This window comes from Larkinella insperata (genome assembly GCF_026248825.1).
Lineage (GTDB): Bacteria > Bacteroidota > Bacteroidia > Cytophagales > Spirosomataceae > Larkinella > Larkinella insperata.
On record NZ_CP110973.1, the window covers coordinates 175,934 to 190,422 of the forward strand.

General features: G+C 46.4%; 15 protein-coding genes. 7 read left to right on the top strand and 8 right to left on the bottom strand.

From position 1 onward, the window contains the following. The first annotated feature begins 208 nt into the window (after window positions 1-208). Window positions 209-2,305, top strand: coding sequence for a glycogen debranching protein GlgX (gene glgX, locus OQ371_RS00555; protein ID WP_265991639.1), 2,097 nt, complete (start codon window positions 209-211; stop codon window positions 2,303-2,305). 79 nt (window positions 2,306-2,384) lie between these two features. Here glgX and OQ371_RS00560 read toward each other — a convergent pair whose 3' ends face one another. From OQ371_RS00560 to OQ371_RS00585, 6 genes are all read right to left on the bottom strand, one after another. Continuing rightward, window positions 2,385-3,113, bottom strand: coding sequence for a DUF3891 family protein (locus OQ371_RS00560; RefSeq protein WP_265991640.1), 729 nt, complete (start codon window positions 3,111-3,113; stop codon window positions 2,385-2,387). 75 nt (window positions 3,114-3,188) lie between these two features. After that, window positions 3,189-3,692 carry a pyridoxamine 5'-phosphate oxidase family protein gene (locus tag OQ371_RS00565; protein WP_265991641.1) on the bottom strand — a complete coding sequence of 168 codons (504 nt, stop codon included), beginning with the start codon at window positions 3,690-3,692 and terminating at the stop codon, window positions 3,189-3,191. Window positions 3,693-4,060: 368 nt separating this feature from the next. Further along, the gene (locus OQ371_RS00570; RefSeq protein WP_265991642.1) at window positions 4,061-4,465 is read right to left on the bottom strand and encodes a four-helix bundle copper-binding protein; all 405 of its coding nucleotides are present in this window, start codon (window positions 4,463-4,465) and stop codon (window positions 4,061-4,063) included. A 38-nt stretch (window positions 4,466-4,503) separates the two neighbouring features. Further along, window positions 4,504-4,671: a DUF2188 domain-containing protein gene (locus OQ371_RS00575; RefSeq protein ID WP_265991644.1), complete on the bottom strand. Its 168-nt coding sequence runs from the start codon at window positions 4,669-4,671 to the stop codon at window positions 4,504-4,506. A gap of 307 nt (window positions 4,672-4,978) precedes the next feature. Beyond that, window positions 4,979-6,442: a hybrid sensor histidine kinase/response regulator gene (locus OQ371_RS00580; protein WP_265991646.1), complete on the bottom strand. Its 1,464-nt coding sequence runs from the start codon at window positions 6,440-6,442 to the stop codon at window positions 4,979-4,981. Next, window positions 6,426-6,875, bottom strand: a complete 450-nt coding sequence (locus OQ371_RS00585; RefSeq protein WP_265991648.1) for a response regulator — start codon at window positions 6,873-6,875, stop codon at window positions 6,426-6,428. Before OQ371_RS00585 ends, OQ371_RS00580 begins: the two co-directional genes overlap by 17 nt. A 337-nt stretch (window positions 6,876-7,212) precedes the next feature. Here OQ371_RS00585 and OQ371_RS00590 point away from each other — a divergent pair, with 337 nt between their 5' ends. Beyond that, the gene (locus tag OQ371_RS00590) at window positions 7,213-7,842 is read left to right on the top strand and encodes a porin family protein (protein WP_265991650.1); all 630 of its coding nucleotides are present in this window, start codon (window positions 7,213-7,215) and stop codon (window positions 7,840-7,842) included. A gap of 73 nt (window positions 7,843-7,915) precedes the next feature. On the opposite strand, the gene OQ371_RS00595 is transcribed toward OQ371_RS00590, so the two are convergent. Continuing rightward, the gene (locus OQ371_RS00595) at window positions 7,916-9,367 is read right to left on the bottom strand and encodes a sigma-54-dependent transcriptional regulator (protein WP_265991652.1); all 1,452 of its coding nucleotides are present in this window, start codon (window positions 9,365-9,367) and stop codon (window positions 7,916-7,918) included. Window positions 9,368-9,416: 49 nt separating this feature from the next. After that, window positions 9,417-9,830, bottom strand: coding sequence for a response regulator (locus OQ371_RS00600; RefSeq protein ID WP_265991654.1), 414 nt, complete (start codon window positions 9,828-9,830; stop codon window positions 9,417-9,419). A 442-nt stretch (window positions 9,831-10,272) separates the two neighbouring features. Here OQ371_RS00600 and OQ371_RS00605 point away from each other — a divergent pair, with 442 nt between their 5' ends. From OQ371_RS00605 to OQ371_RS00625, 5 genes are all read left to right on the top strand, one after another. Then, window positions 10,273-10,440 (top strand): lmo0937 family membrane protein, encoded by a 168-nt coding sequence (locus tag OQ371_RS00605; protein WP_134033013.1) that lies wholly within the window; start codon window positions 10,273-10,275, stop codon window positions 10,438-10,440. Window positions 10,441-10,906: 466 nt separating this feature from the next. Continuing rightward, on the top strand, window positions 10,907-11,194 hold the full coding sequence (locus OQ371_RS00610) for a YtxH domain-containing protein (RefSeq protein ID WP_265991658.1): 288 nt from the start codon (window positions 10,907-10,909) through the stop codon (window positions 11,192-11,194). Window positions 11,195-11,246: 52 nt separating this feature from the next. Beyond that, window positions 11,247-11,588, top strand: a complete 342-nt coding sequence (locus OQ371_RS00615; RefSeq protein ID WP_265991660.1) for a YtxH domain-containing protein — start codon at window positions 11,247-11,249, stop codon at window positions 11,586-11,588. A 750-nt stretch (window positions 11,589-12,338) separates the two neighbouring features. After that, the gene (locus tag OQ371_RS00620; RefSeq protein WP_265991662.1) at window positions 12,339-13,016 is read left to right on the top strand and encodes a response regulator; all 678 of its coding nucleotides are present in this window, start codon (window positions 12,339-12,341) and stop codon (window positions 13,014-13,016) included. Window positions 13,017-13,073: 57 nt separating this feature from the next. Further along, window positions 13,074-14,489: a HAMP domain-containing sensor histidine kinase gene (locus tag OQ371_RS00625; RefSeq protein ID WP_265991665.1), complete on the top strand. Its 1,416-nt coding sequence runs from the start codon at window positions 13,074-13,076 to the stop codon at window positions 14,487-14,489.

Sequence of the window (14,489 nt, forward strand, 5' to 3'; positions counted from 1 at the left end):
GTATATACCCATGCGTTATGCGCAGAAAGAGCCCCTGGTCCCGTTGGATTGGGGGCTTTTTACTTTTTAGCGTTTTCAAAACAATCCAAATGATTACCGAGTTGAATAGATAAACCGGGGAACGAATGAATTAAAACCGTTTATGCGTCCTATTAACCCCTTGATTGCTGCGGATTGTTGTCGTTAAACTGGTTATTATTTATTTCATATGGAACTTACAAATACTGTAGAAAACCCGGAAGATATTCGCTCCCGGCCAGGAAAGCCCTATCCGCTGGGTGCGACCTGGGATGGTGAAGGTGTTAATTTTGCCCTTTTTAGTGAACACGCCACGGGCGTTACCCTGTGCCTATTCGATGCGGAAGATCCCACCAAGGAAACCCAGCAGATTCCGGTGATTGAACGTACCGAACACGTCTGGCACATTTACCTGGAATCGATCAAGCCGGGCCAATTGTATGGTTATCGGGTAGACGGTCCTTTCGAACCCGGGCGGGGTTTTTTGTTCAATCCGAAAAAACTGCTGCTCGACCCGTACGCCAAAGGTATTAGTGGCCCTGTTGAGAGTCATATTGCCCAATTGGGATTTAATCCGGATAACCAGGATGAAGACCGGTTTTCGAAGCAACAAGAGGATGACAGTGCGCCGTATGTACCCAAATCCATCGTTATCGATTCCAGCTTTGACTGGGAGGACGATCAACGGCCGGACATCCCGCTGAACCGCACCATCATTTACGAAATGCACGTAAAGGGTTTCACGAAACAGCACCCCGATTTGCCCGAAAACATTCGTGGTACGTACGCGGGGCTGGGTAGCCCCGAAGCAATCAATTACCTGAAGTCGCTGGGCATTACCACGGTTGAATTGATGCCCGTTCATCAATTCACAAGCGAAACGTACTGGGGATACAACTCCATTGGTTACTTTGCCCCGCACAGTGAATATGCTTCTAAGGGTGAAATGGGCTATGCGGTCCATGAATTCAAAGAAATGGTAAAAGCCCTGCACAAAGCAGGTATTGAAGTGGTACTCGATGTAGTTTATAACCATACCGCAGAAGGCAACCACAACGGCCCAACACTTTCGTTCCGGGGTATTGACAACCCAGCTTACTACTGGCTGGTTGAAGGCAACGAATTGTACTACATGGACTATACCGGAACGGGTAATACGTTCAATATGAGCCATCCCCGAACTCTGCAACTGGTGATGGACAGCCTTCGGTATTGGGTTACGGAGATGCACGTTGACGGCTTCCGGTTTGACCTGGCCACGGCCCTGGCCCATAGCCTGAATGCAGCCGGCCAGTTATCGGCGTTCCTGGATACCATCCAGCAGGATCCGGTTCTGTCGCAGGTGAAACTGATTGCCGAACCCTGGGATATTCAATCGTATCATGTCGGTAATTTCCCGGTCAACTGGTCGGAATGGAACGGCAAATACCGTGACTGCATCCGGGGCTTCTGGAAAGGCGATGAAGGCCTGGCGGGTGAAGTTGCCACCCGGATCATGGGGAGTCCCGACCTGTACAACGACGGACGACAGCCCTCCAACAGCATCAACCTCATCACGGCCCACGACGGTTTTACCCTCAACGACCTGGTGAGTTACAATGACAAGCACAACGAAGCCAACAACGAAAACAACCAGGATGGTGCTAATGACAACCAGAGCTGGAACATGGGCGTAGAAGGCCCAACTGACGATGAAGCAATCATTTGGGCCCGGGAGCAACAAAAACGGAACTTCCTAGCAACGCTGCTGCTGAGCCAGGGAACTCCGATGCTGCTTATGGGCGACGAATGCAGCCGTACCCAACAGGGAAACAACAATGCCTACGCCCAGGATAATGAGATTGCCTGGTTTAACTGGGAATGGTCGGCGGATCAGCAGGCGTTATTTGATTTTACCCGGCAGCTCACCGAGCTGCGCCAGCAGTTTCCGCTCCTGCGTCGCCGGAAATTTTATAGCCCCGAAGAAGCCGTCTGGCTCCGCAACGACGGCAAGCCGATGAATGAGAAAAACTGGAACGACGGTATTACACGCTGTTTGGGAGTGATGATTGACGGAACCAAAGTGGATGAACAAGACGAAAACGGCGAACCCATTGGTGAAGGCCGACTGTTGCTGCTGTTCAATGCTTTCTGGGAATCGGTACCGTTCAAGTTACCCAAGGTGGGCCGCAAGCACACCTGGCAGGTACTGATCAATACCGATCTGGACGCTAAAGTTCCTTACGACGTTTCCGCACGGGAACCTTTCGAACTCAAAGGCCGCTCGCTGGTACTGCTGAAAATGTAAGAAAACGCTTAAACGGGGGTGATGAACAATGACGGGTTGACGCAAAGTCATTCATTCATCGTTCATCACCCCCATTTAGTTATTCTTTTCGAAATCTCCACTCTTTCTCTTTGATGGGCGCTTCCTGTATGCATTTGTAAAGCTCCTGGTCGTCCTTAAAACCCAGTTGGTGCAATTGATGTGCTTCGATCTGCACCGTAAAGTCGGATGAATCAAAGGGCCATGGATCGACGCCCAGGGTCTGGTCCGTCCGTTGAAAAACGTAGTAGATAATCCCATCCGGACCGGGACTAATTTCCAGCCGTCGCTCCTTCTGCGGCAAATCGTCCTGGCACAAAATAAGAGATAGAGAATCACACCACTGTAAGAAGGCGTAGGCATACTTTGCCTCTTTTACGGAAAGCTCCATTTGCCGAATCCACTTCTTCTGGTTTTGCCGCTGCTCCTCCAGAAACTCGGCCAGTTCGGTGTTCTGGTCTTCCAGCACACTATACAAGTACGTTGCGTGCATCGAAACCATCAGGGCATTCCAGCGGCTTTTTTCCAGCGCAATTTCAACCATCCGCTTGGCTTGCGCAACGGAGTATTCATCAATCAGAAAATCCTTTGGAGCTCCGGCCACGGTCAGGTGGTTTCTACCTTCCCAAGGCTCCTGCCCATCATCGTGTTCCGTTAAGGCCACGAGCGTCTCAACCCAACGGTCGGTTCGTTTTTCTGCACTCCAGTGGGTGGCAATTTTGACCGCCAGCAAACCGTGGGCCTGTTGATGAATCAATTCCCAGCCAAAATCTGTACTTCTGACAATCATATATTTGTTGACCTGTTTATTAGCAAAAATGCCGACCTGAAGAGGTCGGCATTTTTCTATATTAGACGATAATGACTACCGGTTTTCCACTATTTTGTTTTCGCCTTCCTTGTAGGTGTCACCCGTCAGAGCGGCCCGGGCCATTTCAAAAAGCCGTACCATCCGACTGGATGTTGAGTCCCAGTATTCAGCGGTTTCGATGTGTACTTTCAGGATTGCCAGTTGCGGGTCATCCTTGCCTTCGGGAAACCACGGTTTAGCCATCGGCGACCACAACTCCTCAATTTTGGCCCGATCATGAAGTTCCTGGGCCGTACCACTCACGGACACATATGAAGCGTCAGCAACGTCGGCAAACGCCACGTTTACTTTATAGTTCTCGCTGATCTGATCGGTTTTTGGAGAGTTTTCTTTAGTGAAAAACCACAGGTCGCCATTTTCATCAAGCTGCATGACCGCCATCGGTCGGCTGACGAGGTTTCCGCTTCCGTCCTGGGTGGTAAGCATCCCAATTCGAATATCTTCGATCAGTTCACTTACTTTCGCCATTTCCTTATTCTGTTGTTCTTTGGTTTCCATGGTTACTGATGATTAAACTAAAAATAAACAGCCGATTGGATTTAGTATACACTAAAACAATCGGCTGTCTTCCCACTAGTATCTATATACGGTGCCGATTTCCGGTCCAAGGTCTTCACCCGGTTAAACTATTTCTGAAAGCTGACGCAGTTTATATAGTTAGCTACAGAACGTTTACCACATCAAGAATTCACAGTCAGGTATACGCATTGGATATCGTTTTTCTCCCGATCTAGTTTTGCTTCCGCTTTTGCCGCGCTGCTCTTGAGGGCGTGGTTTCTGACAGAATTTCCCGATGGCCGATGGCCCAGCCGGTTAAGGACCAGCACCGTTTTTAATTACTTACAGATCCGATTTCGGATACCGGATTAGTTGTAAAGCATTTCCTGACGACCAAGTGCCACAAACAGGGAACGGGAAGTTTCCGTTTCTTCGTCGTGGTGAATACCCATTTCCAGAATGGCCATGCAAGCCCGGATGCACTGGCGGCAGGTTGAAGCAATCTGACAGGCTCGTTCGGCGCTCAGTTGCTCGCACTCTTCGGCGCACTTTTCGCACACTTCAATGCAGGTCCGGGCCAGTAACCGCGTGTTCTCAGATCCCCGAACATACAGAACCGCTACCTGACGGCATAGATCAGCACAGTCCAGACTCAAGAAAATGCAGCGGTACAAATCTTCAATATCCTGCTGACGGGAACACTCAGTAGCGTATTCGTCACAGGTAGAAGCGCAATTTATTAAGGTGTCGTAAATGTTTTTCTTCCAGATCATGGTGAATCGACTTTATTGGGTTGGGATATTGAACAGGATTAGCTAAACTGAGTATCGGCAGATTCCATAAACCGTCGTCGGGACCAACTGCGGGCTTCCTGGATGCTGGTCGAAATCACTTGTTTCTGATCCGACTCATGCTGGCCCTGAAGCGAATTAGCAATTTCAATTGCCTTGGCCCGAACGCTGGGGGGAAGCGAACGCATCGCTGCCGGAAAATGTGTTTGAGTCCAGAACATCATCATCTTTCTCACTTGATATTGCTTATCTCATTGAGATAATTATGCCATACTGAATTCCCCACTTCATGAATACTACGTCCACTCACACCTAATTGATAATCAGTCTTATAATGGTGACACATTTTTTATATTTATTTTCAACTTTACCTTTTTCCGGGTAATCGTGTAGAAATTAGCGGCCTCAGTGTGTAGCAAAATCCACAGATTACTACACAAAAAATGGCCACTGATTTTTCAGTGGCCACGAGTATAGTTTATTATTTTATCAGGATTATTTAGGAAATATCAACCTAAAAGTGGTTCCCATTCCCTCCTGACTCTCTACTTCGATGGAGCCTCGGTGGCTGTTAATGATGTTTTGCGTGGTGGTCAGGCCAAGCCCCATACCTCCCTGTTTTCCGGTAAAGAAGGGATCAAATAGCCGCTGCCGGTTTTGCTCAGAAATACCAGTTCCGTTATCCTCGACACAAACCATAATAGCCCGATCGCCCAGCGAAATGGTCTTTACAGTCAGAACGCCAGTCATCTCCTTCATAGCTTCTACGGCATTGATCAAAATGTTAAGCAGAGCTGTTTTGAACTGTTCCTTGTCGAGCCGCACCTCACTATCATCGGTCGTGAAATCGGTAATGAGCTTCATACCCTTTAGCTGGAGCCGGTCGTGAACCAGGTGCAGGGTTTCTTTTACCGCTTCATTAAGGCTATACGGGGTTAATTCCAGGTCTCTCGGTTTCGATGAGTTGAGCATTTCGGTGATCAACTGGCCGATGCGCTCCGCATTCCGACGAATGATGTTGATATAGAGGGATAAACCCGGATCTTCGGGTGGCAACTCCTCGCGAAGTTGCTCCAGCGCTAGGTGCAGGTTAGTGAGCGGATTGCGGACTTCGTGCGCAATGCTCCGGGCAATCTGACCCGTCATGCTCAGCTTCTCAGCAATCAGCAGATCCCGTTGCGCTTTCTTTTGCTGGGTTACATCCCGAACGATGGTTTGAAACCAGTTGGTTACCCCGGCTTTGTCCGGAATCGCCACAACCGAGAGCAGGCAGTCAATTTTTTTCTGGTCTTTGCTAACCAGCACGACTTCCGTATCCTTCACATGCACCGGACCATCGATTTGCTGCCGCAGCAGATCATAGACCTCTGGCTTATCGAACAGATCCCGCACACTCATCGAACGCAATTCTTCGCTGGTGTAACCCGTCAGATTGACCATCGACGGGTTTATTTCCTGAAACTCAAAATTGCGGTCCGTAATAAAGATGGCATCAATCGACCGTTCAAACAGCGAACGATACCGGTTTTCTTTTTCGGCCAGCTCCCCTACGGTATGCGCCTGCCGCATGGCATAGCGAATACTTCGTCCGAGCAACTGAGCGTCGATCCGGCCTTTCACCAGGTAATCGGCAGCACCCAGTTTCAGCGCCGAATAGTCTACCTCCAGATCATCCTGCCCGGTCAGCAGAATCATGGGCGTCTTGAAGCCCGTGTTAAAGGCCTCCTGAATCAATTCAATACCCGTACGTTCACCCAGACGGTAATCGACTAGGTACACATCGTACGTATTCTGGTAAACATGTTCCAACGCCGAATTGAAATCACTGACCCAATCAAGCTTGATGTTGGCGTTGTCGCGGGTAGATAGTAGCGATTTTGTCAGGACAAAATCATCTTCATCGTCTTCAACCAATAAAACCCGAATGTTTTTTTCCGATAGTTCATCGGGTTGAGTCATCAGGTAAGGAAACGGTGTCAATCCAGTATTTTTTTATGGTGTTCGTAATATCAAGCAACGTGCTGTAATCAAATGGCTTCGAAATATAAGAACTTACGCCCAGATCATAGGTGCGCAGGATATCTTCTTCGGCCGTCGACGTTGTTAATACAACGATAGGAATTTGTCGCAATTGTTCGTTGGCCTTGATTTCACGCAAGGCCTGAATGCCGTTTTTCCGGGGCATGTTCAAGTCCAGAATAATCAGGCTGGGCCGCGTAACCGATCCATAGGGATCCCGTTGCAGCAGAAAGTCAATCAACTCTTCTCCATCCTCTACAAAATATAGCTTTGCAGTCAGATTATTTTCGCGAAAAGCCTGTTCGATCAACATACGATCATCAGCGTCGTCGTCCGCGATCAATATACTGATTGTTGGTTGCTTGCTCATCATTCTTATATATAGATTTGTCGATTTACTCCTGTGAATAATACAAGTACAGTTCCATTTATCTCACAACGGATATTTCCTTATGATTTCAGCGGAAAAGCAGATAATTTCTTGATTGAGCATTTTGTAAATTCCCATAATCTTACTCATTATCTTCTACAGTTTGAGAATTATCTTCCACATTATAGAAAGTTTTTTTTAGACACCTTTGTTAGATAGCCAACCAAAATAAAAGACAACACATTGAATATAAGAAGGTTAAGCGCGGCCTTTTATGATAAGTTATAGCTTGGCACAAATTTATCTGGAAGGGGAAAGTAAACCATAATCCAATCAGTACATGAAAAAGTTGTTTGTCAATCTGTTGTTTTCTTCTGCACTGATCAGCAGTTTAACCGTTTTAGATGCTGCTGCCCAGACGACACCCCGCACCGGAATTAAAGGCGGTTTAAATGCTAGCACATTATATCTCGATAATGTAGAGGATCGTAACGAACGTATCGGCTTTCACGTCGGTGTTTTTACGCAAATACCAGTAAGCAACTTTTTTGCTATTCAACCTGAATTACAATATAGTATGAAAGGCGTCTCGGCCGATTACAACCTTTTCGGTGCAAGCGGTCGAAACAAATTTAATTTAAATTATGTGGAGCTACCCGTTCTGGCTACGTTTAAACTGGGCAATGCAGTTGACCTGCAAGTCGGTCCGTACGCTTCGTATCTGGTTAGTTCAAAGGTTGCTTCTGAGGGGGATCTCGGTTCGGATTACCGCAACATCAATCGGGATAATTTCAATAAACTCGATTACGGTCTGGCCGGTGGTCTGAATATTTACTTTGGAACGGTTCTGCTGGGTCTGCGTTATGGGCAAGGCTTACAACCGGTAGCGAAAGATGGGGCAGCGCGTCTGGTGATGGGAAATGCAAAAAATGCCGTTGGTCAGGTTTCAATCGGCTTTGCAATTAAATAAGGAAAAGAAAAAATGCACAATTAGTGATGAAAGAGCGTAAAAAACGTCTAATCATGACTAGTTGTGCATTCTTTTAGAGATGGATATCGTAAGCTTTAAGCTTATTGTAAAGCGTTTTCCGGTCGATATTAAGTACTTCAGCAGCTTTCGTTTTGTTGTAGCCGGTTTTCTCAAGCACTTTAATAATGGCAGCGCGTTCTGCGTTTTCCGACACGGATTTTAAATTATTTGCCGGAGCCACCGTCGATACCACCGTACCACTATCCTCTATGGCGTAGGTGGGTGAAATAATTTCGAACGGCAGACAATCCAGGGTAATTATATCGCCCTGCGCCAGCAGTACGGCCCTCTTCACGACGTTCTGAATTTCGCGAAGGTTACCATGCCAATAATATTCTTTCAGTTTTTCTTTTACTTCTTCGTCAAAACCTTGGACATTCTTTTCCAATTGTTCATTGGCGATATCCAGAAAATGTTCCGCGAAAAGGAGAATATCGGCTTTACGGTCCCGCAGGGGGGTCAATTCAATGCGGAACTCGTCCAGGCGGTGGAAAATATCTTCCCGAAAGCGCCCTTGCCGAACGGCTTCCCGCAGGTCTTCGTTGGTTGCGACCAGAATCCGCACATCGACTAAAATATCCGTATTGCTTCCAATGCGACGAATTTTGCGTTCCTGTAGAACACGCAGCAGTTTAATCTGATTTTCGTAGGAGAGGTTACCGATTTCGTCCAAAAATAAGGTTCCGCCATTAGCGTACTCAAAACTCCCCATCTTGTCGGACGTAGCCCCCGTAAATGATCCTTTGACATGCCCGAAAAGTTCACTACCGGCCAGTTCTTTAGAGAGCGCTCCGCAATCGATAGCGACGAATGGCTTTCCAGCACGTTTGCTTTTCTGGTGAATAGCATTGGCCACAAACTCTTTTCCCGTACCGGTTTCACCCGTTATGATAACCGACATATTCGTCGGAGCAATCAGATCGATGTGTTTCTGAAGCATTTCGGCAGCGCGGCTTTTACCGAAAATAAACCGCCGTCCCCCATTAATGACAGTTCCCGTTTTGGGAGAACGGGCTACGGGTTTAACCGGGCTCACTTCGGGCATTTCGTCCTCGTGGTCGTCCGCGGCAACAACGGCCACCGAGCGGGAATCGACCAGCTGGCTGCGACGATCAAGCGCACTTTTGATGGTGTAAAGAATTTCGTCCGGATACAGCGGCTTGGTCACATAGTCATAGGCTCCGTGCTTAACCGTTTGCACGGCCATCCGAACATCGGAATAACCCGTAATGATAATAACTGCGGTAGTTTGATCCAGTATTTTAATGCGACGCAGCATTTCTAAGCCGTCCACATCGGGCAGCTTGAAATCACAGATAACCAGTTCGAACGAGTCTTTTCGCAGAAGAGTCAAGGCGTCATCTCCTCGTTGAACAGAAGCCGTCTTATATCCTTGTTTTGACAGAAAGCGTTCTAAAAGCAGGCATATATCCGTATTATCGTCAACGATTAAGATTCTTTCCATATAAGGACAGTTACAGTGTCCGTTAAAATAAACGTGGGTATAAAGTTAACTAAACTTGGATATATTGTAAAGCCTGTTCGATGGTCTTACGGTTAAAAGGTTTACCAATAAAATAATCGGCCCCTTCCTGTGACGCTCTTTTACGCTCTGCAATTCCATCGAAAGCACTAATCATGATTACTTTGGTTTTGTCAGCCATGGTTCGGATGTGAGACAAAAGCTCAAACCCAACACCGTCCGGCAGGCTTAAATCAAGAAACACAGCATCATACGTTTGCTGTGCTAATCGCTGCCGGCCTTCTTCCAGAAAATTGGCACAAGTTGGCTGATACCCCATCCGCATCAACAAACCGGAAAGTAATAAACATATATCTGCTTCGTCGTCGACTATTAGAACTCTCTTTGTGTTCATCATATTTGATATAACCGGCTTATATTGACTTCCGGTTTGCCAGCCTCTCATACGTATACCAAGTTTTACCGTGTTTCACCATTCAAAAATTACATTATAAAATCCTATAGATAATAATGTGCCTAAAATGATCTTTTGGCACGCTTTTGGGGCAATCAGTCGAATTTAGGGTAAAATAGAGGCTATTTTAAAAAAAATATAAAATAGCTCTTTTAAATAGTGGTATAAATAATTTCATATTTCACCAAAAGGTGTTCTTTTCTCTACAACTTTATTCTACAACTGTGTATTTTTTTCTACACTAAAGAGCTCAAATCATAGAGCTGATGCCTAAATCCCTCCAGCATTTTTCGAGAAATGGTCCTACAAACGTGCCATTTTTTGCATTTTTCAGAGATGACGTATTCCTTATTGTACTTTTGGCATAACATTTTCATATTAACTCGACATAAGCATCCACTATATAAATTACTCGGCTTACTAAACGATAACAATGGGAAACTTGCTCTACACAGTCGCCGTTATTCTGATTATCATCTGGGCATTGGGCTTTTTTGGGATACTCGGGACGGGTCTTGCCGGCAACAACCTGATTCACATACTACTGGTGATAGCTATCGTTGCAATCTTGCTTCGCGTAATTCGAGGACGGGGTGTTTAATCAATCGCACATCATTTAAGAACGCCGTTGACCTGATGGTCAATTGACTGTAGATATTTCGCTATTACAACCCTAGCGATACGTTTAGGTTTAGGTGGTTTCATTTTAGGTTAAGTACAAGTTACGGTGGGTACGGAATCCCTGCATCAGATTTGAGTGCAGGGATTTTTTGTTTCCCCTACTTCTTCCCAATTGATTGCTGCGTACATTATTTTGAGTGGCGTATCGTGCTGAAGTGCCTAAACATATCCTCAGTCTTATTCTACAGTTTGTAGAAAATCTTCCTCAGACCCCTCCGCCAACCGACAATCAGCTATTTACGCTGCATCAATTTAAACATTCTGACTAACAATTAGTTAATCATATACCGCGCTGGTTACAGCAGAGTGTGGTACAAAATTTTCTGAGTAGTTGTCGTAATCCGCCGTGGGCGGTATCATTTTTCACTTAAACCGTTTGAAAGGTTATGAAATCGAATTTCAGTGGACTCGTAGTTGCAATATTAACAGGGGCTGCCCTGGGTTTATTATTAGCTCCCCGTAGCGGTAAGGATACCCGTAAAAAGATCACGAATGACTCTGACAAATTCCTCAAAGATTTGCAGGATACAATCACAAACGGGTTCAACAGTATTCGCAGCCAATATGAAGACACTAAAGATTCATTGACTTCGAAATACAACGATGCAGTTGACACCGTAGCTTCACGTTCGAAAGATGCCATCCAACAGGCAGAACGGAACTCCAAATACTAATTAACGCTTGCTCACTGTAGTGGCATTTAACAACTTTAAAATCGGAAACACCATGAGAAGTTCAAGAGATTTTCTGTTAGGATTTATCACCGGCGTCGTTGCGGGCCTTTTGACAGCCCCGAAAAGTGGCCGGGAAAGCCGTCAGTGGATTCAAGACGAAGCTGACAAACGCACCAAGGATTTACAAGACCAGTGGAATAAGGGCGTTGAGCAGGTGAAGTCACAAGTCGACCAGGTTAAATCGCAAGTCAACCAGCAGGTGAACCAATGGACTGATAAAATCCAGGATAAGGGTAGCCAAAACAAAGATGACTTCAACAACGCCGTTGAAAACGTAGCTGATAAAGCCCACGCTGGTGTGGACTCCGCGAAGCAATCAATAAAAGCTGAGTAAAAAATTGGCAGCCGGTTTTGCTCACGAAACCGGCTCTCATTATTAATTTGCTCAACGTTATGATAGAGAGCGAAACGTTTGCCAGCCAGACGTTTCGCTTTTTTGTAACCATTACCTAACATAGTTGGCTACAAAAAGGATACTGGCTCTAATTTTAATGAGAAATATTTTGTCATTTGACCAAAAAGCGACAATTTAATGGCTCCAAGGCCTAATTTGGCTTCATTAGCCAACGTTTATTAGCCAATTGATGAAATAACTAGGTAGTTTTCTTCGTTTTTTTGGACTGACGTGGTGCTGATGCTGTAAACAACTGCTATATTTGCAGATAAATTTGAGAATCAAGACATAAAGATATAGACCTGCACCAACAGGTCATTGACAAAGGCAGCCTAAGCCTGAACGGGCGGCTGTTTTTAAATGGTGTGGATATAGTCGGAAAGCTATTCGGGTACTCTCGGATAGCTTTTTTGTTTTTGATCCTCAGCCTCTTTTAGCTGATTTTAACCTCTCTTTAACGCCGGTTTAATCTCGCTCTTCTACTTTTGAAGAGTAAAATTTTCCCTGACATCTAAGTTAAGACTTTATACAGGGAGGTTGAACGTCAAAGCTGATGTCTTAATCAGTTTTGAATGGTGTGGATAGGATGAAAAAAGCTACCTGAAGGTGTATTTCGGGTAGCTTTTTTGTTTTATTGCTTAATATGTAGTATTTCGCTAGCAAATTTATCCACTTCCTGAAAGAACAGTTATGAAAATTTTGGTGGTAGAAGACGAACCTAAACTCGCTTCATTCGTTAAAAAAGGACTTGAAGAACAATCATTTGAAGTAGATGTAGCCTATGATGGTCAGATCGGGCGCAACATGGCTTTAAGCGTTAATTACGATGTGATCGTGCTGGATGTGAACGTTCCGAAAATGAACGGCTATGATTTGGCCAAATCCCTTCGCTCGGAAAATATCAAAACACCGATCCTGATGCTGACAGCGATGGGCTCACTCGATAATAAAGTAGCGGGGTTTGAAGCCGGCGCGGATGATTACCTCGTCAAACCATTTGAATTTCGGGAACTGCTTGCCCGGCTGCGGGCCTTGAGCAAACGGACTATCGATACCAGCATGCAGGCGAACCTGCTCCGGGTAGCCGATCTGGAGCTCGACCTAAATGAAAAGATCGCCCGGCGGGGGGGAAAGCGCATCGAGCTGACCGCCAAAGAATTCGCACTTCTGGAGTACCTGATGCGCAACCGCAACCGGGTTGTTTCGCGCATCGATATTGCCGAGAAAGTGTGGGATATTCATTTCGATACCGGTACCAACGTAATTGATGTCTATGTAAATTTTCTACGCAAAAAAGTTGATAAAGATTTCCCCGTTAAGCTGATTCACACGGTAATCGGTATGGGATATATGTTGAAAGAAGAGTAGAGCAGCCAGGCAAATACGGGTTTGTCGGGCGTTTTTCTTCTACAGTCTGCTACCGCTATGAACATCCGTACTCGCCTAACTGTACTTTTTGCGCTGCTGGTTGGTTCCATCCTCCTGCTGTTTTCGCTATCCATCTATTACCTGTTCGACCAATACCGCGAACGGGAGTTTTATGAACGGCTTCGACAGAATGCGTTTGCAACGGCCAAGTTGCTGGAAAACGTTGAAGTAAGCGGAATTACGGAGGAAATGCTGCAGCAGATTGAAATCAATTACATGTCCTTTTACAAAGGACATGTGACTATTTATTTGCCCAACAACCGCATCCTTCACTCCACCGATTCCAAACAGGAACCCGTTACGCTGCAGTTCCTGGACCAGGTCCGCAGCGGGAAAGAAATCTTTCAACGCAAGGGGGAAGTCGAAACCCTCGGTGTGCGGTACCCGGATAACCACAATCGGGATCTGGTCGTTGTGGCTACGGCCATCGACCGGTATGGCTTCACCAAGCTGCAATCGCTGCGGGACATCCTGTTTTTTAGCTGCCTGGGCAGTATGGGCATCGTTCTGCTGGCGGGCTGGTTTTTTGCTGGTGATGCGCTCAAACCCGTTTCACACATCATTGACCAGGTCAACGCCATCTCGGCTACCAACATTTACGCCCGGCTGCACGTTGGAAGGCCCAAAGACGAACTGGCAAAACTGGCGGTTACGTTCAACGAAATGTTGAACCGCCTGGAACAGGCTTTTATTCTTCAGAAGAATTTTGTTTCTCATGCTTCCCACGAACTCCGGACGCCCCTGACTGTGATGATTGGCCAGGTGGAAGTGGCGCTGATGCAGACCCGCAATGAAACAGAATACAAGCAAGCTCTGGAGAGTGTGCTGGAAGAAGGCAACAAGATGAACAAACTGGTGAACGGTCTGCTCGAACTGGCCCGGGTTAATGCGGATGCGGGTACGCTCTCCTTCAAGCCCGTACGCATTGATGAACAACTTTGGCAGGCCCGAAGCCAGCTGCTCAAAAAGAACCGGGAATACCGAATTGATATTGAATACGAAAATCTGCCTGGTACGGAGGAAGAGTTGATTATAATGGGTGAGGAATCACTCCTACAGATGGCTTTTCAGAACCTGATCGAAAACGGGTGTAAATACTCGAAAGACCACGCCATTACCGTAACGCTAAACGTAGGCCCCGATCACGTCCAATTAACGTTTACCGACCACGGCTACGGCATTCCGCCGGATGACATCCCGCATTTGTTCGAACCCTTCTTCCGCTCCGAAACAACCTCTGGCATCATCGGCCACGGCATTGGCCTGGCCCTCACCCAACGAATTATTTCCATTCACAAGGGTCATATTCGGGTCGACTCTGAAATCGGTCAGGGGACGCGCTTCGGAGTAACATTGCCGGTCCGAAAAACAGCCAATGTTGAAAAAACCATAGCTTTTGAAGTAGACGAATAA

What these genes read in the sequence shown, in the direction of transcription:
- OQ371_RS00600 (WP_265991654.1), bottom strand. Translation starts at nt 9,830, where the DNA reads ATGAGAGGCTGGCAAACCGGAAGTCAATATAAGCCGGTTATATCAAAT.
- OQ371_RS00620 (WP_265991662.1), top strand. Translation starts at nt 12,339, where the DNA reads ATGAAAATTTTGGTGGTAGAAGACGAACCTAAACTCGCTTCATTCGTT.
- OQ371_RS00575 (WP_265991644.1), bottom strand. Translation starts at nt 4,671, where the DNA reads ATGCGTTCGCTTCCCCCCAGCGTTCGGGCCAAGGCAATTGAAATTGCT.
- OQ371_RS00570 (WP_265991642.1), bottom strand. Translation starts at nt 4,465, where the DNA reads ATGATCTGGAAGAAAAACATTTACGACACCTTAATAAATTGCGCTTCT.
- OQ371_RS00560 (WP_265991640.1), bottom strand. Translation starts at nt 3,113, where the DNA reads ATGATTGTCAGAAGTACAGATTTTGGCTGGGAATTGATTCATCAACAG.
- OQ371_RS00585 (WP_265991648.1), bottom strand. Translation starts at nt 6,875, where the DNA reads ATGATGAGCAAGCAACCAACAATCAGTATATTGATCGCGGACGACGAC.
- OQ371_RS00605 (WP_134033013.1), top strand. Translation starts at nt 10,273, where the DNA reads ATGGGAAACTTGCTCTACACAGTCGCCGTTATTCTGATTATCATCTGG.
- OQ371_RS00565 (WP_265991641.1), bottom strand. Translation starts at nt 3,692, where the DNA reads ATGGAAACCAAAGAACAACAGAATAAGGAAATGGCGAAAGTAAGTGAA.
- glgX (WP_265991639.1), top strand. Translation starts at nt 209, where the DNA reads ATGGAACTTACAAATACTGTAGAAAACCCGGAAGATATTCGCTCCCGG.
- OQ371_RS00580 (WP_265991646.1), bottom strand. Translation starts at nt 6,442, where the DNA reads ATGACTCAACCCGATGAACTATCGGAAAAAAACATTCGGGTTTTATTG.
- OQ371_RS00595 (WP_265991652.1), bottom strand. Translation starts at nt 9,367, where the DNA reads ATGGAAAGAATCTTAATCGTTGACGATAATACGGATATATGCCTGCTT.
- OQ371_RS00590 (WP_265991650.1), top strand. Translation starts at nt 7,213, where the DNA reads ATGAAAAAGTTGTTTGTCAATCTGTTGTTTTCTTCTGCACTGATCAGC.
- OQ371_RS00625 (WP_265991665.1), top strand. Translation starts at nt 13,074, where the DNA reads ATGAACATCCGTACTCGCCTAACTGTACTTTTTGCGCTGCTGGTTGGT.
- OQ371_RS00610 (WP_265991658.1), top strand. Translation starts at nt 10,907, where the DNA reads ATGAAATCGAATTTCAGTGGACTCGTAGTTGCAATATTAACAGGGGCT.
- OQ371_RS00615 (WP_265991660.1), top strand. Translation starts at nt 11,247, where the DNA reads ATGAGAAGTTCAAGAGATTTTCTGTTAGGATTTATCACCGGCGTCGTT.